This is a genomic window from Ruegeria sp. BG7, assembly GCF_056535685.1.
In genome coordinates, this window is the sequence record NZ_JBQFIU010000001.1 from 2777629 (window position 1) to 2798874 (window position 21246).

Below are 21246 nucleotides of genomic sequence, written 5' to 3' on the forward strand. Positions count from 1 at the left end.
AATGCAGAACGAGGACCTTGGCGGTCCGGGAAAATTCATTATCCCTACGAGGCAGCAGGGTTTTTATTCAAAACAGCCTGATAGATAGCGATAAATCTGCCGTTCTATTCCTCGGGATTCACGTCGCCGGTTGGTATGCTGTTAATTCTGAACAATGTTTCAAGGTATTGAGATTGCCGTCTTTCCCCGAACCGCCCGTTGAACATCTGTGCAATCGTGCCGTCGGTGAACATGGAATATAGCGCCAGCGTGAAATCCTCGGGGAAGCCGCTGTTTTCGTTGGAAAGAACTAAGGCATAGGGTTCGTAAGTCCCCTGGGAGGATCGCGTTTCATCTGCGGGGCAGTCATTGTCCGAGTTGTTGGCGCGATAGGCGTCGACCGACGCTCGAACCAGATCGACATCTCCGAAATAACGGTAAATCTTGCCGTTGCAGAACGCCTCGGTGGCCGAGGTATGGGATTCAAAAGCCTGTGTGCAAATGCCGATGGACGAAGGCGCCAATTCGGCGGCCTTGACAACTGACGGTCCGATGGTCGACCCGTCGAGGTATCCCCAAATTTCGAACTCAGGCTGTACCGGGTCCGGCTCCGGCCAGATTTGCGGAGGCCAAACTTTGCGCTTCTGATCTTCAGTAGAGTCTGGCAGCTCCAGATCAGTTGCCATGGCATTCAGGATAGCATCGCAGGCGGTTTTCCAGTCTATGCTTGGCTTTCTGCCAAACAACGACTTATCGGGTCTGCGCAGCCATTCCAAGCCGGTGGGGTTTTCACGCTTGTCACAAAAGACAGGGTCCAACCCCGGAAACTGAACGCATCGACGTTCCAGTTCTTTTGCAAGCTTTTCTCGAAAGACCCTTCTGGGATACCCCAGCTGAAAATACGACCCGTTTGCCAGATAAAGGATGGGTGAAAAAACAAACCGGTGCAGGCCTTCTCCTGTTTGTTCGTCATCTATTTCCGTGAAAGTCTGCATCCGTTTCAGGTTTACGGTGGTCGGATCGCATAACAGATCCACTGTCCCAATCTCGGCGGTGCATGAATCGTAATTTTCGTTCTCATTTGTGCAGTAACTGCCATTGGACAAAAGGTCCGACCGCTGCCCGGCCGAGATTGGCACCGTGTCGAACGGGCGATCTGAACGCACGAGCGCCTCAACACAGATGTCCCAGAAAAGCCCGCGGTACTTTTGGCTCTTTTTGTCTTTCCAGATAAAGGGCGGTACATCGGTGCGCGCACCCATGATGATGCTTCGATCCTCGTTTACAATGGTCTCAGGCTGGGTATCTTGTCCGACTGCAAGCGCAGGCAAGCAGATCAGGCTCAGCAGGGTGATCCGGGCAGTGGCTTTCATTTCTCAGCCCTCGCAACGTCAGAAGATATGCCGTCTGCGGTTTCTTTCGGGGCACGATAGAATGCACGACGGGTAAGAACCTCGGACAGGCAGAACATCACCAAAGCGGCCAGAACAACGGTATAAAGCGTCGCCCAGATCATCAGCCCGGCGTCAATGTGGTCGAACGGTCGCGGATAATCCTGAGACGCTGCCAGAAACGACAGATAGCGCATGACAGGGGTTATGATTAGCATCATGATCACACCAATTGCGACCCAGGCTAGACTGTTCAGAAACGACAGTTCACGCCAGGTTTTGGCATTCGATTTCAGCTGGTCGCTAGAGGGAAGCCCCTTCCGCTGTCTCTGCTCGTACCGCCCGGCATCCGTCCACAATCGTTGCCTGGCATCCAAAAGCACGATCACAAGCACCGCCAGACAGGCAGCCCGGAAGGAAATCGGGCCCATGTATTCAAACCGCCAGCGGATCGAGGTCATGAACTCTTCGAATGTCATGCGCCAGGCTTCTGCTTCGGTGGTTCGGGTTTCCGTGAGCCATATCTGCACGGCGATGTTCAATGCCGTAGAAACCAGGAAAGCAATCAAAAATAGGCTCAAGGCCTGCGGCAGCCATCGCGTCCAGTGGTTGGGATAGCGCATGTTTTCCCACTTTCTCTGGCCGTCCTCAGCGACCGAAGTCATGCGGACCCAGCGAATGGTGATCGCAACGATTGTAGCGATGCAGTAGGTGTTGAATGCATTGATCGAATACAGCCTGATTCTCCAATAGGTATCGCTGCTGAGCAAGCCCCAAGTCAGGTTGAATTCCGCTCGTCCCGGCCACAGTGCGGCCCAAGCGACCGTCCAGATCAGCACAATTGTCAGCGTCCAGAACAGCGCCAGATTGTTACCACGACGCTGCATCAGTGGTTCGGTCTTGTTTTTGTAAAGGACGTCTACGAATTGCCTCAATCTGGCCCGAGCGCGGCGCTGGCTTTCGGTCGGGGCAGGGCGCTGATCATAGGGTTGAATGACGTCCTGTTCGTCGTAAAGGGCGATCAGCACGCAGAAATCGCTGGCCAACTCATCAGCGGCGGTGGCCACGGCATCCCATCCTTCATGTGAAATATCGGGGCTGTTCGCGGCGCTGAACAACTCGTTCTTTCGGCGGCGCAGTTCATTTTCGATTTCCTCAAAACGGTTTTTGTCACCAGCTCCGGTAGTCCGCAGCTTTTCATCCAAAAACCAGGCCGACGCCACAAGGATGACTTCGATATTCAGAATGAAATCATCCAGATTGCCCAGAAAGGGCTTGGCCTTATTGTGCAGATCCATAACCCTTTTGCGTTCGGGTTCTGAAATCAGATATTCGCTGGAGTTGTCCTCTTCACCGTCCGTGAAAAACCGCAAAACCTTGGCGTTTGACCGCAATGCGTCCGAGGTATCGATGACCCAAGTCGGAATTCCTGCAACGCGATGCGCAAACATGCGCAACCATTCATCCACGCGAACCAGCGCCTTAATTGATGGCGCCAGCCCAACCATGACCAGGGCCAGCCCCATGGATACTTCGGGTGCGATATTAATGCCTGAACTAGTGTCCACAGGATCGGAGCTCACAGCGGGTTTAAGACTTTCTATCCAGAATTCGACGGCTGAAGTTCCCATCGGCGCAAAACCCGTCGTCAGTTCGGCTGGGGTATCTGACGCAGGGGACGTGCTTGTGGACGCTTCGGTTGGCAACGTGCTGGCCCCGATCTCGGGCAATAGGCTTTGACCGCCGATCAGAGGCAACAGGACCTCGGCATAGGCACACAGGATCAGATACAGGATGATCAGAGAAAGCGTGTAGATGAAATAGGCATATGTAACCTGCCGACGCGCGCGCAGTTTATCCGGCGTCAGGAACGAGACCAGCCGATCTAAGCGCTTGCCGGTCTCGTACGAAATCCGGTTAAAACGTTCATGGGAAAACGCGATAATTATGCCGACGCCAAAAATCAGCGCGACAATGTCGTGCATACCGTCCGTAGACATGATGTTACGTCGCTATCTTATCGGCACGATTCGCGTGAAGGATCGCACCCAACCTGAGAATGCACCGCAGATGGGGATGCCGCAAACAGCGAAGCGAGCAAAACAACAATTACCAAAGTTAATTTCACAGCAGCAACTCCGTTAAGTCGGAGAAATAAATATTGTTTAATTTAGCTAATAATGCTGATTCTTTCAACTTTTGATTGCGTGCCGCGAATTTTAACCAGATTGGAGTCAGTTTGTTTCACCTCGATGGGTTTTATTTTATAGTGTTTTCAAATGGCTAAAAAGGCATACGCTTTGCGGCAATTGGGGTCGATTTGGCAATGGGATAGATCGCCCGGGTTATTTATCCCAGGAATCAATGCATCCGCATGGTGTAAATCCTGCTGATATGGTCGTCACTTATGGAGTTGAATTGGTTTGCGCATGGCGTTCGCAATTGCCTATCAGGTCAGACCATCGAAAATAGCAGCAAATAGGCATCGCGGCGTTTCGTTTAACCTGATTTCCCGTTTTGGAAAATCAGGGCTGATTTGCAGACCAGAAAGCGCTTTCCCCCTAACAGACAGGGGCGTTGGGCTTGTTGAAATCCCGCTGGCCCACAAACAGAAGCGGCTGGGCAATGCGCCGCCACCAATTGTAAACATTTAACTCTGTTGGGCGAAGTCTTACCAAGCGGGGCAAACCAGCACTTCGCTGCGTGTGCAAAACCGGACCAGGTTGCCTGCAAGAGATTAGCCCAAAGATCGCATCGCTATCTTTATAACGAGCAATAAGGAACTTTAGGAGGGAACACCGCTGCTGTCGTAGACATTCCTTTGAGAGACGTCCACGGTCGCGATTCAACCCGTTCTAGTACGTCTTACTCTGGCAACCCAGCTTCACGCAGGTCGTTCAGCACGCGTTCCAAATCAGAAGCGACGACATATTTTCCTTCATAATTGTGAAGAACGTCCCGCAGGGAATATTCAGGATCGAAATTGATGAGTTGCCCGACCGCTTTTCTCGCCTCGTCTCGATCGCCCCGGCACATCTGGATAATTGCCAGCACACGATAGGCCATTGGAGGTATCTCGGACATGCCGTTCATGGTCTCGAGCGCATCGTCGCAATTTCGTGTGTGCCATTGTACCCAGGCAAGGTTCCATTTGATCCAGTCCTCATGGAGTGGGTCCAGGCGGACGACGCGCAGCATTAGTTGTTCGGCCTCTTCTGCTCGCCCGCCATAGGTCAGTGCTTCGGCAAGTGCTGCCATCGCGCTTGTGTCGTTGGGATTTAGTTCCAGTGCCTTTCGAAAGCGCGCCACCGACTTGTCCAGCGCACCTTCCTGAATATGCATGTAGGCCATCGCCGTATGCGCGTCATAATACTCCGGCGCGACCTGAACGGCTTTGCGCGCGTAGCGCCGTGCGGCATCCAGCTCAACAATCGGGTCCTCGTCCGTCCATCTCCAGCGGTATCTGTTGATATGAACAAACGTCAGCCCGACATACCCGTAGGGCTGCGTCGGATCAGCCTCGATCGCAGCCAGATTGGCCAGACGTGCTTTTTCATTGCCCTCAGGGGTAAAGGAAAAGAGATGTTGACGTGCCTTCCAATTCAAAAGCAAGGCGGTCAACTTCGCTTCGTCGGACTTGATCGCTTTCTGACCTTCGAAGTTGATGACTCGTTGTGCAACGGTCGCGACTGTTTTTTGCACGATCTCGTCCTGCATCGCAAAGACATCGCCAAGGTCGCTGTTGTAGACATTTGACCAAAGGCTGCGACCTTCAACGGCATCAATCAGCTGAACGGTGACGCGCAGCTGATCGCCGCTTTTTTGCTGACTGCCCTCCAGCAAGTAACGAACGCCAAGCGCACGGGATATTTGGCTGACATCAGTGGTGCTGTCGCGAAAGCTGAAGCTCGAGTTTCGGGCGATGACGAAGAGTTCGGAATAGCGGGACAAGTCCACGATAATGCCTTCAGCGATGGCATCGCTGAGGTAGTTGGCATCTGGGCCGACGCTAAGGTCTTGAAATGCCAGAACTGCAATGGATGGCTTGGAAGGCAAGGGCAGTTCTTCTGACGCAGTGTTCCGCCCCCACCCCAGACCCCAGACTGCACCAAGGGCCAGAACCATGACGCCAATGAGGCTGAAGACAGCAAGCCTAGGCCGATCGATGCGCGTGGCCGTTCGGCTCGCGGTTTCCGGCTGAAGCTCATCAGAAGAAATGGAGGTCGGAACCAATCTGTAGCCTTTCTTGGGAATGGTCCGGACGATCCTGTGATCGGCATCGTTCAGGGTCCTGCGGATGTCAGCGATACACTGCGAAAGGCTGTCGTCCGTAACCGCGGTCTTGGCCCAGATGTTCTCAATCAAATCGTCCTTTGAAACCGTCTCGCTCATTCGATCAATGAGGTAGGCCAGAACTTCGGAACTTTGACGACGCAGGTGAACCGGATTCCCGCGTCCATCTAGCAACTCCCCAGCCTCGACGGAAAACACAAAGGCTCCCAACTGTACCTTTCCTGATGATTTCAGATCTTTTTCAGGTCTTTCTCCAGACATTTCAGCCGCCTCCATGGCTCCATCAGCCTGCGAAGACTCTCACCCTGAGGCAAGAAATTTCTCATGCTTCTCAATTTTTGGAAAGGAAACACCATGACATCGATTGCCAGATTCTCAGTCACCGCCGCTGCCTTGCTTTGCGCGACGACAGCCTGGTCGGCGGATTTTCAGGTCAAACGCTCCCTTGAACTCCCGTCCTCAACACCAGGGGTTTGGCATATGATCGGCGACTTCTGCGATATTGATGATTGGCACCCCAATGTATCAGCATGTTCCCTGAAGGTCATGGATGGGTCGCTGGTTCGTGTCTTGAAGATGGATACCGGCGACCAGGTGACCCAAAAACGCATCGCACAAGAGGAAGGCCTTTCTTATACTTACGCGACGGTCAATGCCTCTTTGCCGATCGAGAGATATACGGCAACGTTGTCGATTCAGCCCGGGGAAAAGCTGCTCATTGAGTGGATTGCGAATTTCTCCTCCGATGATCCTGCGATGGAAAACGTTGTTGTAGACGAGGTCGAAACGGGATTGTCGGCGATAGGGAGCATGGTTGCGTCGCGCTGACATTGGAGGCGCAGGCTACAAGAGGAGTCAGGCGGAAGATGACAGAATTCCGACGCCTGACATTGCTAAGTGAATTTGTTTGACCAGATGGCAATTATGATCTGTTTCAAGAGCTGTATTGAAGGTTTGCCGAAGTCCGGACGCAATTTGGCCCGCAGCACGCAGTCTCGGTCCGTGAATTGCCCCCCTCGGCTTGCGGCGCCCTGCACGAACGGTGCCTTTTCACATTGCGGCGCGGCGCGAGTTTTCATGCGGTCGCAGAAAGATTTGTGCCGCTTGTGCACAGAGCAAAAGTCCAAGGCTTTTGCTTTGGGTCCGAAACAGACGTTCTACGCGCGCAGGATCAATGTTCGCGGCCGGAAAGATGTAAGTGATGGTGCGTGAGCTTCGCAGAGGAGCTGACCACTCACCCAGAGATCACGCCACATAACATCGGTTCAGAGATGTTCGCGGCTTGTTGCAACACCGTCAATCATCCCGCGGCTGCGAAACCTGCCTTGCGAGGCTCGGCTCAGCGGCAACCGCACTGCGCCGTGATGCCAGTGGAATAGACAGTGCGCTATTCTCAGGTGGTAATATTCACCTCGCAAGCCAAACCACCTAATCTTCTGGAAGTTCCGAGTTCCAGCTTCCCACCATAGGCCGCCAATAAATCAACAGAAATTGACAGGCCCAAACCAGTTCCCATTACAGAGGTGTCTAAGCGGCTGCCAGAACGAATGGCTTCATCTCGGGCGCTCTCCGGAATACCGGGCCCGTCATCTTCAACGCAAAGTTCGATACCGTTGTCTGTACGCCTTGCAGTAATTTGGAAAGTCGTACGGCTCCACTTAAGGGCATTGTCGAGGAGGTTTCCGATCACTTCCTCAATATCCTGAGGGTCCATGCGGACGTGAAGACCAGCCTCGCAATCCGAAACAAGCGTCTTCCCGTCGCGCTCTGCCATGACCGAGAACAGTCGGGACAGTCGTTCGACCGAATTCGACAAGTCTGTCCTCGAATGCGTTAGCTCTCCGGTGTTTGTTGCGCGCATACGCGCGAGTGAACGGCCAAGTTGCGCGTCAATTCGGGCAAGGGCTTCTTCCGCAGGCTCTGTTTCTACGCCAGCATCTGACAACTCCGACAGCTCGTTTCGTAGGATGGTTGCCGGTGTTTTGAGGGCATGCGCCAAATCCGCAGCTTGCTTTCTTGAGCCGGAGACAATTTCGCGATTTCGATGCAGCAATTGATTGAGATCCTCCACAAGAGGGGAAACCTCACTCGGATAGTCTTCAGGAACCAGATCATCGCCCTGATCCCAACGATGAGCTACATCGGCGCGCAATTTTCTGAGGGGACCGACAATAGCGGACATCAACAAAAGAGAACTGGCCACTCCGATCAAACCCACCAAACCGAAGACCGGTAACAAGTTTCTTTGTGCGGCGCTGCGTTCGTTGATCAACTCGCTTCTGCTTTCGGCGACAGTTACACCCCACTCCGTTCCGTCTTCGAATGTGATCTTTTGATAGGCGCTGCGTAGGGCTTCACCATCTGGACCCGAGGTGTTCCAAATTATTGTTTCGCCACTTGCGCGCGGTGGTTCGGCGATCGTTTCATCGAAAAGCGAGGCAGAAGTATAGATAGCCCCGTTACTGTCCGTTACCTGCCAATACCGTCCCGAGTAGGGCGTGCTATAGGCCGGGTCGAAGATCAACTCGCGCAAGGTTTCTGGGTCATCCGTCGCGACGCTGAGACCAACGACAAGCTGGGTATGGCGGTCCTGCAACGCTCCGTCGAACTGATCCAGAACGCGCGTATTGATGTAGGAAAATACCACCAGCGTGCCGACGCCTACTGACAAAGCACCCGAGGCGATACCTCCGAGTAAGGCCCGTTGGCGCAGCGATAGCATCAGGTAGGATCAATCATGTAACCGCGCCCTCTGACCGTGGTGATCAGATCGGAACCCAGTTTCTTTCGAAGGCGCGTGACGAATACGGCAATGGTGTTGGAATCCCTGTCACCATCATATTCGTAGATGTGTTCGGACAATTCTGTGCGCGACACCATGCGGCCAATGTTATGCGCCAGATAGGTCAGAACCGCGATTTCTTGCGCGGTCAGATCGACCGGTATGCCTCCTACACTGACCCGACCGTTTCGTGTATCCAGTGAAACATCCCCCATTTCTATCACGGGGTTCAACTGGCCGCTTTGTCGCCGCAAAATTGCGCGGACCCGTGCCGCCAATTCCGGCATGTGAAACGGCTTGGTCATATAATCATCCGCACCCGCATCCAGGCCGTCGACACGTTCGCTCCAGCCATCTCTGGCTGTCAGGATTAAGACCGGAGTTTTGACGCCAGCACTGCGCCATTCACGTAATACCGATATACCGTCACGCTCAGGCAGGCCGATGTCGAGGATGATCATGTCGTAAGGCTCAGTTGCCCCCAAATGCAGGGCATCCGAACCATTGTTGGCCACGTCCACGACGTGGCCTTCCGCACCCAAAAGCTTTTTGACTTGCTCGCATAGTTGGGGTTCGTCTTCAGCAAGTAGGATTCGCATATCAGAAGGTTACAGCCAATTCGGGCTCAACATCACTCTATTTTTTGCCGCCACCATTACCGCCGCCATTACCACCGCCGTTGCCGCCACCATTACCGCCGCCATTACCACCGCCGTTGCCGCCACCATTACCGCCGCTGTTGCCGCCGCCATTACCACCGCCGTTGCCGCCGCCATTACCACCGGCGTTGCCACCACCGTTACCACCGCTGTTGCCGCCACCGTTACCACCGCCGTTGCCGCCGCCGTTACCACCACCGTTGCCGCCGCCATTACCACCACCGTTGCCGCCACCATTACCACCGCCGTTACCACCCGCGTTGCCACGGTTTCCGCTGTTGCCACGGTTGGCAGAGGCGTTCTGACTGGTGTTGCTATTGGTATTGGTGGAATTTGAGCGCGCGGCCTTGGAAATCTCGCGCCCCACGCTTGAGCGGTTCGAGACGACAGTGCCAGTCCTCGCGTTTACAATGACACTCACGATCTTCCCGCCCGGCTTTTTGACCAGAATGCGGTAATATATTTCGTCCGTTTTAAAAGCACGTGCGTCGACCGGGGTTCCACCGAATGTTTTTTCCACGCCTTTTATGACACGCTTCAGCCGGATTGCGCTTCCAGATAACGTTGCCTTGCGCAGCTCAGCTTGTTTGAGTTCGCGTGCGTCTGCCTCCGCCTGTCCTGCGGACATGGCGGTCAAAAAAGCCGCAACCAACAAAAACACTTCGGCCTGCATAGGTCTCTCACACTCTTTCCAACAAGACTACATGGCCGGAGGTGAACCGATGATGAACAACCAGTTAGCGCTGCGTTCAAGCCCCCTCAAGTCAAATGCTGGTAACGAGCGGCGATTCGAATTCGCTTCGACCCGATTGAACGCGACGGCCAGCTTCAGCGAACCGCTGTCGCAACGCCTGAGGAGATTGACATGAAAACAACCACTTGCGGATTAATCAGAGCCTCCACAATTGCCATTGCTTTGCTGGGATCAACGGCCATAGTTGCCACTGTCGCAACTCCTGATTTTGCTTATGCCAAGGAAGGTAAGGGAAATGGTGGTGGAAATGGCAACGGCGGCGGTAAAGGTGGCGGCAACGGCGGTGGCAAAGGTGGCGGCAATGGCGGCGGCAATGGAAACGGCGCCAAAGGGGACAGCGGAGATAGCAGCTCGGCCGGAAACAGTAGCCGCGGGAAAGGAGCCGACAAGAACCGCAGTGGTTCAAAGGCCGGGAAATCCGGGCATGGCACTTCAAAGTCTCAGTCGGCTCAGTCCGGTCAAAGAAAAGGTGGCGGATTTTCACTGAAAGGCCTGTTCAGTGGCAAAGGGAACGCGCGCAAATCGACGTCCACTTCGAATAAAACCACAACAACCCGAACACAAAACAGCAAGACCGCCCACCGGTCCAAGACTGTCGAAGAGTCTATACGTCCAGTTACCCGTCCCAGGGGCAATCGTATTGCGGAAGAACTTGAAGCGCATCCATCTGAACTCGGCGCGCTGAATGCAGCAAACGCAAGTCCAACTGCGCTGGCCAATGCCTCTCCGAATTCCCGAGTTGGTAAAATTGCCGCTTATCGGGATACGGTGCTAGCCGGGGAACCGCTGCGTGAGGACCTGGCAGAAGCGTTGGAGGAACTTGAAGGTTTGGAACCGCCGGAGCGGACCTTAACCGAGATCGAGAATGATCTGGAAGGCGCATTGCGTGATGTTCAGGACAATCGGGACAAAGTTGAAGAGCTTGAACAGGCACTGGAAGACGCTGGCGGCATGGACCCGGACATCGAAGCTGAGCTGGAAGAGGCAAAGGCTGACCTGGATAGCTCCATTGATGCCGCCGAAGAACTGAATGACGAAAAACAAGCGGCCATCGATTACAACGATGCCGTCGAAGACGTGGAAGATCTGACAGAACGCGTCGAAGAGCAAAACCTGGCTGAACGAGAAGCCCTGGAAGCTGCGGCGAACAAGCCCGTCACGGATACAGTTGAAGAGAAAGTCAAATCGCTTTTGGACCTGTAGTCCAAAGCGCGACAAGAACGCGATCACTGTGGGATGCAGTGAAAGACGGGTCAGGCGCTTTCGGGAATTCGAAGCGCCTGACCCAAGTTGGTTGGTCCATCAACGTTGGCTCCTGAACATCGTGGTGTTGAGCAAAAAGTAATCCCGCCCCAAGCCGGGGCGGGATGTAGATTACAATTCCCTATTTTAGGACAAATATCGAGAATTGTTCGTGGGTCTGCTTACTTGCCTTCAGACGTTGCTATGCGCCTCGGATAGCCGTTTGTTTTTTATGATCTCTGTCAGTGCATTTTCGATAGGAGGGAAGCGACCATTGCTCGATTTCATCGTGGTTTGCAGACGCTCTTCAGCAGATTTACCGGAGGTCCGCATCGCAGCTGTTGTGCTGCGGTCTTCAGTCACAAAGGCAGGCTTGATCATGCTATTCCCCATGTTTCCACCAAACGAATTGCGTTTCGTTTGATTTGACCTGATTACAATGACTCAGATTGGTTGAACGCACAGAGAATACATTGTTCATGTTCTGTTAATGTTGTTCACGAAACAAAAACAAAAGAATTTTTATTGAGTGACATTTCTATTGCACGATTCCGATTTTGTGGTTTGGAAGGTCGGTTTATGAAAACATCGTGCCAAGTGAACCACCGTTTCGTAGTAAATGACGCTGGTCGTTGCCAATGCGCTAAAGCCCGACGGAGAGGTTAGCCGCGATATGAAGCTAAGGCTGGCAAGAAAAGGAAAACGCCTAAGGAATTATGGCGTCGTTATTCATCATGCTGACCGCACAGATTGCGAGTGTGAGTATTAACGCTTAACCTCATAAGCTTAGACAAGTTGTCGATACATACACAAAAATGCAGTCATTTCTTATGAAATCTAAATCCGGAAATAGCGCACCGCGATTGGCCAAGATATCAGTTCCACTCGTGCCGCGTGACCAAGCCAAACGATACCGGTTTGGGAATTACATTTGCGATGCGCATGTTCGTATCAACAATCCTAGCTGATATAGCCTGGGGAGAAACGGCTAATATGTGCTTGCCGGAGATTTTTTGCCAGGTGGGCAGAGAGACATACGAGCTTTTTGTGATAACTGCGGTCTGTCACTAAAGTTGCAAGTGCCCTTAGCTTAAAGGGCACTCGAGTCACCAGCCATTTTCTCTTTGCCGTGCACCTTTTCCCTGAACCGCTGCGCAATGATGTAGAGGGACGGGATAACAAATATACCGACAAGGGCGGCGGTGATCATCCCTCCGAAAACCGGCGTACCGACGCCGCGACGGGCGAGCATTGAGGCTCCATCTGCCACCACAAGCGGATATAGCCCCGCGATGAAGGCAAAGCTGGTCATCATGACCGCCCGGAAACGCGCGCGGGCACCCTGAATGGCAGCATCCACTGCGCTCAGACCAGTCCGATAACGGTCCATTGCAAATTCAACGATCAAAATTGCGTTCTTTGCAGCAAGCGCAATCAGAACAACCAGTCCGATCTGGGCGTAAAGGTTGTTCTGGAGACCCAGCAACAACAGCGCGCCCAATGCACCGCAGACTGCAAAGGTGACTGAGAACAGAACCGCAAGCGGTATCGTCCAGCTCTCGTACAGCGCGACAAGAAAGAGGTAGGCAAACAGCAATGCAAGCCCCAGAACGATGGGTGTTTTCCCAGCTGCCTCAATCTCTTGCTGCGCTGTGCCTGTCCAATCGTAGCTATACCCCTCGGGCAGGGTTTTGGCGGCAATTTCCTGCATCGCGGCGATGGCCTCGCCCGTTGACGTACCAGGTGCTGGCCCGCCGTTGATGGTGACAGCCTGAAAGTTGTTGTAGCGGGTCACCATTTGCGGACCCAATACAAGGTCTACATCGGCCACGGCGCGTACAGGTACCATATCTCCGTCGCTGTTTCGTACATGAATGCGGGCAATATCCCCGACATTCGCCCGGTATTTCTCATCAGCTTGCAGATTGACCTGCCACGTCCGGCCAAAGAGGTTCATGTCGTTCACATGATATCCGCCCAGCGTAACCTGCAAGGCCCGGAACAGGTCATCCACATCCACACCAAGTGTCTGTAGCTTTTTACGATCGAGGTCGAGGTTCAGCTTCGGCGATTGTGCAGAGAATGTCGTGTAGACACCGGCCAGTCGGGGATCTGCGTTGGCGGTTGTGACCAGTCCTTTAGCTGCCGCGCTGAGATCCTGAACACTGCCACCATGCAGGTCCAGAAGCTCGAATTCAAACCCGGCACCCGTGCCAAGGCCAAGGATCGGCGGCAGGTTGAACGGAAAGGCGATGGCGTCTTCCAAACCAGCGAATTCGCGCCGAACATGTCTGATCGAGGCTTTGACGGACAAGGCAGGATCAGTGCGGTCTTCGAACGGTTGCATGATTGCAATGCCAAATCCGCTGTTCGATTTGTTCAGGCCATCGACAAAGCTGAAGCCCGTGACCGTCATGACATCCTGCACCCCGGGTGCCGCTTTCATGATGGTTTCGACGTCTTCCATCACTTTGGTTGTACGGTTGATCGAAGACCCTTCGGGTAGCGCCACCTCAACAAAAAAAGCCCCTTGGTCTTCGACCGGCAGAAAGCCTGAAGGTGCGGTTTTGAACAGCCAGCCTGCGCCGAAAAGGGCAAAGCCAAGCAGCAGCACAGCCAGAATTGCGCGACGGGCCAGAATTGTGACCACATAAGCATACCCCTCGCGCGCGTTGTCGATACGGCGCGAGATCCAGGCGAGCGGGCCACGTTTGGGGCCGCTTTCCGGACGCAACAGTACAGCACACAAGGCGGGGCTCAGCGTCAGTGCGTTCAGTGCAGAAATCAGCATCGAGAATGATACGGCAACCGCGAATTGCTGAAACATCGTTCCTGTAATGCCGGGTATGAAAGCAACGGGCACAAACACCGACAGCAGCACACAGGTTATCGCCAGAATTGGGGCAGTAATCTGTTTCATGGCTTCGCCAGTGGCGTCGGCCACGGACATCTCGGGGTTTTCACCCATAACCTTTTCGACGTTTTCGATCACGACGATCGCATCGTCCACAACGATGCCGATCGCAAGCACCAGCGCCAACAATGAAACTGTATTGAGCGAGAACCCAAGTGCCAGAATGAATGTCAGGGCACCCACAAGCGAAACCGGTACGGCGATAAGCGGGATCAGGGCCATCCTCAGGCTGCCCAAAAACAAAAAGACAACGATAACGACCAGGCCAAACGCCTGTATCAGTGTTTTCACAACTTCATCGATACTCGCCCGGACAAAGGTAACCGAATTGTAGGGAACGCTCCATTTGACCCCATCGGGGAAGGCGCTTTGCAGCCCTGTCAGCGCATCGTTGATGCCCTTTGAAGTGTCCAAGGCATTTGCCCCCGGCTCAAGGTAGACACCGATCATCGCTGCTAGTTTGTTGTCAAAGGAGGCAAAGGAATCCCGTGTTTTTGCGCCAAGCTCGACCCGTGCGATATCGCTGACAAGAACGAAGGAACCGTCTGGAAGGGCACGCACGACAACATTCTCGAATTCATCAATGCTGCTCAATCGACCCTGAGTCTGGATATTCAGCTGAAAGGTCGGATCATTTGCCATAGGCTGCGCGCCGACACGTCCCACCGCGGCCTGAACATTCTGAGCATCAAGCGCCGCGATCACATCGTCAACCGTCACGGAAAGACTGGTCATTTTGTCGATGTCGAGCCAGATCCGCATCGAATAATCCAACGCCCCGAAGAGGGTGGCATCCCCCACGCCGGGTGACCTTTTGATGCTGTCGAGCACGTTGATTGTCGCGAAATTCGACAGGAAAAGATCGTCATTCTTCGGATCGTCCGACGTTATGGCGACGACCTGCAGCAACGCCGACGATTTCTTTTTGGTGTTTACACCTGCGCGCGTTACTTCTTCGGGCAATGCGGACATCGCCAAACTGACACGGTTTTGCACGTTGACCGCGTTGATATCGGGATCGGTCCCAGGCTCGAATGTGACCTGCAGGTTATAGCTGCCATCCGCACCGCTTGTGGATTTCATATAGAGCATGTCGCTGACGCCGATCACCTGTTCTTCGATGATCTGGGCAACCGTCGACTCGACAACTTCGGCTCCGGCTCCGGGGTAACTGGTTGTTACCTGAACCTGAGGCGGAACAATGTCGGGAAGTTGTTCCACCGGCAGCTGCGTAATTGAAATCAGACCAGCCAGCGTGATCACGACCGAAATGACGATTGCAAACCGGGGGCGGCGGATAAACAGTTGTGAGATCATGAGATCAGTTTCCACCATCCGTTGATGAGGTGTTTTTGGGTGTCGAAACACTCACCTCGACACCGGCGTGGACCTTCTGCAGGCCATCGGTGATGACCTGATCGCCTTCGCTTAGACCACTTGAAACGACAGCTTCGGTCCCTTCGACCCGATCCAGTTGAATTTGCGTTTTCTTGGCTTTTGCGTCGCTTCCGACCGTGAACACAAAGTAACCAGACTGATCTTTTTGCAAGGCTTTGGCAGGGATCACCAGCGATTTTTCCTGTGAAGGATCGGTAACGACGACCCGCACCAGTTGGTTATCTATCAGTGCCCCATCCGGATTTGGAAAAGACCCACGGACCAGAACAGAATCCGTTCCAGATTGCACCTCGGTATCAATCACGTCGATGCTGCCCGTTTGTCCATAGGTCGTGCCATCGGCAAGAACGAGCTGCAGGTTCAGTGGTTCGGAGGCCGACGCTTTGGCGCGGCGCGAGCGAAATTCAAGCAATTCCGCTTCGGTCACCGGAAAGGTTACATGAATGGGGTCGACACTGGACAGCGACAGCAGTGCTCCGCCTTCGGGGCTGACAAATGCTCCAACGGAAAGATCTGTCAGTCCTACACGGCCGTCAAAGGGCGCGGCTATCTTGGTGTAAGACAGGTTAAGCTGAGCGTTCTGCAGGCTGCCTTGCAATTCAAGAATTTGCCCATCCGCCTGGCCTTGCTGCGCCTCTGCTTTCTGAACGACCGCTTGCGGAGTGTCACCTTTGGCAAGGAGCTTTTGTTGCCGATCAAGCTCGATATCGGCAAGCTTTTTTGCCGCCTGTGCAGCTTGGATCTGACCCTGAATTTCTGTGACCGCTGCCTCGTAAGAATCCGGTTCGATCTCGATCAGGACATCCGCTGCTTTGACGGCTGAGCCGTCCTTGAAATTGATTGATTTCACAAACCCTGGCACCCGCGCAATCAGGTCGACACGATTCACCGCTTCGACCCGGCCAGTGAAGATCTCGGTCAGCGACACCGGTTTCAATTGTGTCGCCGTCACGGAAACTTTAGGCTTCGTTTCGCTGTCCTGCGCAATCACATGAGAGGGATACAGACCGATGTGTAGAATCATTGCGGCGGTTAACAGCCTTAATAACATGGATCATCCTATAGAAGAGTTGCGTCTGTGGGCTCGTTGAAGCCACGGTAACGAAATGCAGTAGAAAATCCAGCAATTGAAACAAAGCATTTTGCCTCGCAACTCAACCGCTTGGATGCCTTTACCAATTAAGCAAAGTGGCTGGGTTTCAAATTACTTTTGCTAATATGTTGAGACCGTTGCGCAACCTATGAGTTCAACAGGTCTTTGATCCTGCGGGTGTTGATCAAGTATTCTCTAATGAGATTTCCGAGAGCGCAGGTAAACCTTCGAGCATTTCCACGGCATGAAAGCCTGAAACAAGATGCCTCGACCAGATTGGTTTTTTTGATTTCAATCAGTTATATTTGAACGTGATCATTTGAAGGCGGGGTGGGACAGGTGAACAGTTCTATTTCTGACGAGGCGATGGCGAGGCTCCCATTATGGGTGACACCTCCGGGGGAGACAGACGGTTTTCTTATCGTTGTTGGGTTGGTTCTCGTCATGGTGCTGCTGGGTTTTGGTGCACTCTACTTTACCGTACAGGCCATTCCCGACCGCATGGCAGCAGGTGCTCATAAGGTCCAAATGCAGTTGGTCGGTGTGCTTGGGTTGATCTCTCTCTTCACCCTGAACAACGCCTTTTGGATCGCGGCAATTCTGATCGCCGCCGTGCCGTTGCATGAAATCTTTCCACTTAAGACCGAAGTAGACGTCTCGGAGAGCGACGATGCTTGAGTTGGTCTTCTCTGCGCTGATCACAATCGTCCCGGATTATTTGTATCGCCGTTACAAACAGGGCAAGCGGTGGGGCCGCGAAATAACCCTGTTCAACGTCTGGTATGAGTTGCGGTGGGGTTTGACCGCCTGTGCAATACTGGCTGTGACGCTGATCACGGTGATCTTCTATTTCCATCCCTCAACGCGGAATGTCTCTGCTGCGTTTCGCACGGTTACCATTCTGTCGGATCGCGCGGGGCGGGTCGCGGAAGTCTACGTTGCCAATAATGACGACGTGAATGCTGGTGAGGCCATTTTCCGATTGGACACCACACGGCAGGAGGCAGCAGCGGAAACGGCTCAGCGTCGTATTGAAGAGATTGAGGCGGCATTGGGCCTGACTGCAACGGAAGTCGCGAGCGCTACCGCGCAGGTCGAGGCAACAGAGGCCGATCTTGCTCAGGCAACGAGCGATTTGGAGCGGCGTCTGGAGCTTGCAGAACGAAACAACACCGTTGTCAGTGAGCAAGAACTGGAACGTTTGCAAACAGCAGTATCCGGTGCGGAGAGTCAGCGCGCGTCCGCTATTGCCGCGCTGGATGGCGCCAAATTGCGCCAGACCACTCTTTTGCCTGCCCAGCTTGAAACTGCACGTGCGGTTTTGAGAGAGGCCGAGAACGAGATATCAAAATCCACCGTGTTTGCCGAGGTGGACGGAACGGTAACGCAGTTTCTCCTAAAGCCCGGTGACATCGTTAATCCAATTCTACGCCCTGCCGGAATTTTGGTGCCCGAGGTCACGGGGCAGGGGCGTTTTATTGCGGCTTTCGGTCAGATTTCTGCCAGTGTGCTAAAGCCGGGTATGCTGGTGGAAATTACCTGTGCGTCTAAACCGTTAACAATAGTCCCAATGGTTGTGGACGACGTGCAGGACGCGATTGCTGCAGGGCAATTCCGACCGGGGGATGCGTTGCTGGATCAGCAGGATCGAGCGCGACCCGGTACAGTTACAGCGTTCCTAGCACCAGTTTTCCCACAGCATCTTGAGAGCATTCCGCCCGGTAGCGCGTGCGTTGGAGTTGCTTATACGAGCCGAGCAAAGGAAATCGACGCCGGTGAGATCACGGGCCTGTCTGCTTTCATCGCAAGGATTGTGGATGGCATGGGTATAGCAAATGCAATTGTCTTGCGTGCACAGGCCATTCTGCTCCCGGTTAAGACATTGGTATTCAACTAGGCCCTGAAAGGCGGAGAGGTAGAGTTTCGCTATGGGTTGCGACGCCATCTATATTTGCACGTTTCTGTCGGTTTTCATTTACGACCTGATCTACCTGTCACCGATACTTGTGTTTTTATTGGTGCTGGTTTGCATGCTAGGGGTATCGATTGGTCGGATCGAAGGCTGGTCCACGGGATCGAGCCTCTACCATGCCTTCATTAACGCAACTACGGTTGGCTACGGCGACATTAAGCCGGAAAAGTCCGCGAGCCGGGCTTTGGCTGTTATGAACGCATTTGTTGGGCTGATCTTTGTCGGAATTATTGTCGGCATAGGCGTCCATGCCGTTGAGACCGCGATGACAGCTGAGTTCTAACTTAAAAAGCTGAATCAGTCAGTTGAGATTGCTCAACCGTGCATTGCGGTTAGCCTAAGGTAGCGAGAAGCTACAGTCTTCTACTGGTGCGGCAGGTTGCGGCTGGCTTGCATTTGCTGAACTTCGTCGGGCCAAGTGGAGCGTATGTAGGCCAGCACGTCCCATATGCCTTCGTCATTCAGGGTGCTTTCAAAGCCGGGCATGCCACTGTTAAAGTCTTTAACACCGCGTGCTGCCAACGCTTCTGCCCCACCTAGTTTGGTGTACTCGAACAGTAGCTGGTTATCATGGTGCCATGTGTGCCCTGTCACGTCATGTGGTGGAGCAGGCAACACTCCGTCATCGTCGGGTGTCTGCCAGTTGGGTTGGCCTTCCAGATTAACTCCATGGCATGAGGCGCAGTGCTCAGCATAGAGTTCATGCCCATTCGCAAGGTCTCTATCTAACAACTCATGGTCTGCAGCGACGCTGGTACCAATGCAGCATATAGCAAGTGCGGAAAGGTGTTTTTTCATCTCTGCCTACCTTAACTCGGAAGCGTTAGTACGCTCGTGAGTGTGGCTGTTGTCGCCAAAACCACTAATACGACTATTGCCTCCACCTCGATAGATCGGGCGAGGTGTCGCGCTGCTTTAGCATCTCCGCTTTGCATGGACGGAACAAATCGGAGCTTGTTCGCTGCGGCGAGTATCAACAAAAGCCCCACCAGCAACACTTTGAACAACAGTGCCTGCCCGTAGCCAGTGAACAAGAGCCCTTGGAGATTGCCAACAAGCAACCAAGCCATCCAGAGACCTGCCACGATCAAAGTCGGAACAATCAATGCAGCAGCTTGTCCAAACCTGTGCCCCAGTCCAGCAGCATCTGTCAGATGTTCAGGCATGAGAGCCAAACTCCGCAGCGGGCTAAATATGCCCACCCAGAAGGCTACACATAGCAGGTGCAATAGCAGCAAGAGCTGGATGCCAACACTCTCTTGTTCGGGTACGTGCCCGATCTGTGCAAAGGACCACAAAGCCACTGTGCCACCCAACAGTGCGATCCATTGACCAAAGCGAGGAATAGACAGCCCCACAAGGATCAACACTGCGCCGATAAGGCGGTAGACAAAGGCGTCTCCCACGGATGTCTGCCAAAGCAGACCAAGCATTTCTGGATCGACCATGCCGTCAACTCCGCCTGTTAAGGCGGCTCCACGAAGCAGGAAACCAACAACCGTTGCGGCGAGAGCAAGCCACGCTAAGGCTCTAGCTTGGCGTTTTATCCCGAGGCTTATCGGTGCGACAAAGCCGGAATAGAGGTAACTAACAATCACAAGCCCGGTGGACCCCGCAAAGCCGATGTAGAGCCCTAGCTTTGCGAGGATCGAGGCAATACCCCAAATGTCTGGCATGCTCATTCCACGGTAAAGGAAAACTCACCCTGCATCGCATGGCCGTCTTCACCTAAACCACGCCATTCGATGACATAGGTGCCCGTTCCATTGCTCGGCAGTGGGATCGTGAACTCCTGACCAAAATTTGTCTGGTCGCCCAAATCCAGGCTTACGGCCAAGTGTTCTTCATGGGCCATCTGTATCCGTGTCAACCGGATATCCTTAGAGAAGTTGAGGCCAATTTCAGCGGGCACAGTGGTTATTGTGGCTCCGTCGGCAGGAGTTGTTTCTTCGATCTTGGAATGCGCGAGTACGCCGCTGGGAAGGGCAGCCATGAGTGCGAGTGTTATGAACTTTTTCATGGTCCTGTCCTCAATTTATCCCGTTGGCACGTTGAATTTCACGAATGTACGCGATCACCATGGCAACGTCACCTCGCGTCAGACCTTCCACGGGCGGCATGTCGCCAAACTGCCAATGGTGGCTTCTCACACCTTGTGAAACTGCCCTCTGAAAGGCTTCATCCGCGTGGTGGCTGGGTTCGTAGATCTTGTGGATCAGAGGCGGTCCTGCGCCTTCCACACCGACCGCATTGACACCATGGCAAGAGGCGCAGGAGACCTCAAAGACACGCTGGCCGATTTCAGCGTTACCCTCGATGGGCGGCATCTGAATTGCGACCATAGCATCGCCTTCAAGTGGTTCCTGTGGTGCGGCCTCTTCGATTGAACCGGGCCGAAGAGTTGTGAAAGCGGCGACAGCAGCGACGGTGCATAGGCCTATTGTTAAGTATCTTTTTTTCATAGATTGGTCCTGACATTCTGTAAGCTGGTAACGCTGCGAGACATTGCGAACAGCCGCACGTGCTTGTCGCTTACGTCCGCAAGGATTTACGCTGCTTCAAACGTCAGGGGGCCTGTACGGGCTATCTGGTTCATTCAGCTTGGCTTGGGCACTATCCTGGAGCTCTAGGTCAATATCACGTTGAACTTGAGCGGGTTCACTGTCTTGAGGGAGCACTACAGTTGCCTGGCAAATAAAGGGATTGCACTCGTCGGTTCCAGAACTCTCCGGGTCATGATGATGACTGTGAGCCGAGACCTCACCGCTG

18 protein-coding genes are annotated in these 21246 nt (G+C 53.7%); 5 read left to right on the plus strand and 13 right to left on the minus strand.

Annotated elements, in window-relative coordinates; genetic code table 11:
- Nucleotides 1–104 precede the first annotated feature (104 nt).
- From ACR3EH_RS13810 to ACR3EH_RS13820, 3 genes are all read right to left on the minus strand, one after another.
- Complete coding sequence (locus tag ACR3EH_RS13810; protein ID WP_171186522.1) at nucleotides 105–1352, minus strand: type 2 periplasmic-binding domain-containing protein; 1248 nt, start codon at nucleotides 1350–1352, stop codon at nucleotides 105–107.
- Complete coding sequence (locus ACR3EH_RS13815) at nucleotides 1349–3370, minus strand: hypothetical protein (protein WP_171186520.1); 2022 nt, start codon at nucleotides 3368–3370, stop codon at nucleotides 1349–1351. The genes ACR3EH_RS13810 and ACR3EH_RS13815 overlap by 4 nt, the downstream gene beginning before the upstream one ends.
- A gap of 865 nt (nucleotides 3371–4235) precedes the next feature.
- The gene (locus ACR3EH_RS13820) at nucleotides 4236–5924 is read right to left on the minus strand and encodes a winged helix-turn-helix domain-containing tetratricopeptide repeat protein (protein WP_171675629.1); all 1689 of its coding nucleotides are present in this window, start codon (nucleotides 5922–5924) and stop codon (nucleotides 4236–4238) included.
- Between the two features lie 93 nt (nucleotides 5925–6017).
- On the opposite strand from ACR3EH_RS13820, the gene ACR3EH_RS13825 reads away from it, so the two are divergent.
- The gene (locus ACR3EH_RS13825) at nucleotides 6018–6491 is read left to right on the plus strand and encodes an SRPBCC family protein (protein WP_171186516.1); all 474 of its coding nucleotides are present in this window, start codon (nucleotides 6018–6020) and stop codon (nucleotides 6489–6491) included.
- A 565-nt stretch (nucleotides 6492–7056) separates the two neighbouring features.
- Here the strand turns inward: ACR3EH_RS13825 and ACR3EH_RS13830 are convergent.
- From ACR3EH_RS13830 to ACR3EH_RS13840, 3 genes are read right to left on the minus strand one after another with little or no spacing between them, the layout of a single operon-like run.
- Nucleotides 7057–8385, minus strand: a complete 1329-nt coding sequence (locus ACR3EH_RS13830) for an ATP-binding protein (protein ID WP_171186514.1) — start codon at nucleotides 8383–8385, stop codon at nucleotides 7057–7059.
- A complete protein-coding gene (locus tag ACR3EH_RS13835) occupies nucleotides 8385–9044 on the minus strand; it encodes a response regulator transcription factor (RefSeq protein WP_171186512.1) in 660 nt (219 codons plus the stop codon). Before ACR3EH_RS13835 ends, ACR3EH_RS13830 begins: the two co-directional genes overlap by 1 nt.
- 37 nt (nucleotides 9045–9081) lie before the next feature.
- Nucleotides 9082–9777 carry a PepSY domain-containing protein gene (locus ACR3EH_RS13840; RefSeq protein WP_480634835.1) on the minus strand — a complete coding sequence of 232 codons (696 nt, stop codon included), beginning with the start codon at nucleotides 9775–9777 and terminating at the stop codon, nucleotides 9082–9084.
- 192 nt (nucleotides 9778–9969) lie between these two features.
- On the opposite strand from ACR3EH_RS13840, the gene ACR3EH_RS13845 reads away from it, so the two are divergent.
- On the plus strand, nucleotides 9970–11061 hold the full coding sequence (locus ACR3EH_RS13845) for a hypothetical protein (RefSeq protein WP_171647757.1): 1092 nt from the start codon (nucleotides 9970–9972) through the stop codon (nucleotides 11059–11061).
- Between the two features lie 231 nt (nucleotides 11062–11292).
- Here ACR3EH_RS13845 and ACR3EH_RS13850 read toward each other — a convergent pair whose 3' ends face one another.
- From ACR3EH_RS13850 to ACR3EH_RS13860, 3 genes are all read right to left on the minus strand, one after another.
- Nucleotides 11293–11481 carry a hypothetical protein gene (locus ACR3EH_RS13850; RefSeq protein ID WP_171186508.1) on the minus strand — a complete coding sequence of 63 codons (189 nt, stop codon included), beginning with the start codon at nucleotides 11479–11481 and terminating at the stop codon, nucleotides 11293–11295.
- Between the two features lie 709 nt (nucleotides 11482–12190).
- Nucleotides 12191–15331, minus strand: a complete 3141-nt coding sequence (locus ACR3EH_RS13855) for an efflux RND transporter permease subunit (RefSeq protein WP_171675632.1) — start codon at nucleotides 15329–15331, stop codon at nucleotides 12191–12193.
- A gap of 4 nt (nucleotides 15332–15335) precedes the next feature.
- A complete protein-coding gene (locus tag ACR3EH_RS13860; protein ID WP_171186504.1) occupies nucleotides 15336–16436 on the minus strand; it encodes an efflux RND transporter periplasmic adaptor subunit in 1101 nt (366 codons plus the stop codon).
- Between the two features lie 408 nt (nucleotides 16437–16844).
- Between ACR3EH_RS13860 and ACR3EH_RS13865 the strand changes: the two genes are divergently transcribed.
- Genes ACR3EH_RS13865 through ACR3EH_RS13875 form a run of 3 tightly spaced genes read left to right on the plus strand, consistent with a single transcriptional unit; the run spans nucleotide 16845 to nucleotide 18760 of the window.
- Nucleotides 16845–17183, plus strand: a complete 339-nt coding sequence (locus ACR3EH_RS13865; protein ID WP_171186502.1) for a hypothetical protein — start codon at nucleotides 16845–16847, stop codon at nucleotides 17181–17183.
- Nucleotides 17176–18402, plus strand: a complete 1227-nt coding sequence (locus ACR3EH_RS13870; protein ID WP_171186500.1) for an HlyD family secretion protein — start codon at nucleotides 17176–17178, stop codon at nucleotides 18400–18402. The genes ACR3EH_RS13865 and ACR3EH_RS13870 overlap by 8 nt, the downstream gene beginning before the upstream one ends.
- Before the next feature lie 31 nt (nucleotides 18403–18433).
- Nucleotides 18434–18760, plus strand: a complete 327-nt coding sequence (locus ACR3EH_RS13875) for a potassium channel family protein (protein WP_171186498.1) — start codon at nucleotides 18434–18436, stop codon at nucleotides 18758–18760.
- An 80-nt stretch (nucleotides 18761–18840) separates the two neighbouring features.
- Here ACR3EH_RS13875 and ACR3EH_RS13880 read toward each other — a convergent pair whose 3' ends face one another.
- The 4 genes from ACR3EH_RS13880 to ACR3EH_RS13895 are packed head-to-tail and all read right to left on the minus strand — an operon-like array spanning nucleotide 18841 to nucleotide 20939.
- The gene (locus ACR3EH_RS13880; protein ID WP_171675634.1) at nucleotides 18841–19275 is read right to left on the minus strand and encodes a c-type cytochrome; all 435 of its coding nucleotides are present in this window, start codon (nucleotides 19273–19275) and stop codon (nucleotides 18841–18843) included.
- 11 nt (nucleotides 19276–19286) lie between these two features.
- Nucleotides 19287–20153, minus strand: a complete 867-nt coding sequence (locus ACR3EH_RS13885) for a copper resistance D family protein (protein ID WP_171186494.1) — start codon at nucleotides 20151–20153, stop codon at nucleotides 19287–19289.
- Between the two features lie 2 nt (nucleotides 20154–20155).
- The gene (locus tag ACR3EH_RS13890) at nucleotides 20156–20497 is read right to left on the minus strand and encodes a copper resistance CopC family protein (RefSeq protein WP_170787091.1); all 342 of its coding nucleotides are present in this window, start codon (nucleotides 20495–20497) and stop codon (nucleotides 20156–20158) included.
- A 10-nt stretch (nucleotides 20498–20507) separates the two neighbouring features.
- On the minus strand, nucleotides 20508–20939 hold the full coding sequence (locus ACR3EH_RS13895; RefSeq protein ID WP_170787093.1) for a c-type cytochrome: 432 nt from the start codon (nucleotides 20937–20939) through the stop codon (nucleotides 20508–20510).
- Nucleotides 20940–21246: the final 307 nt, after the last annotated feature.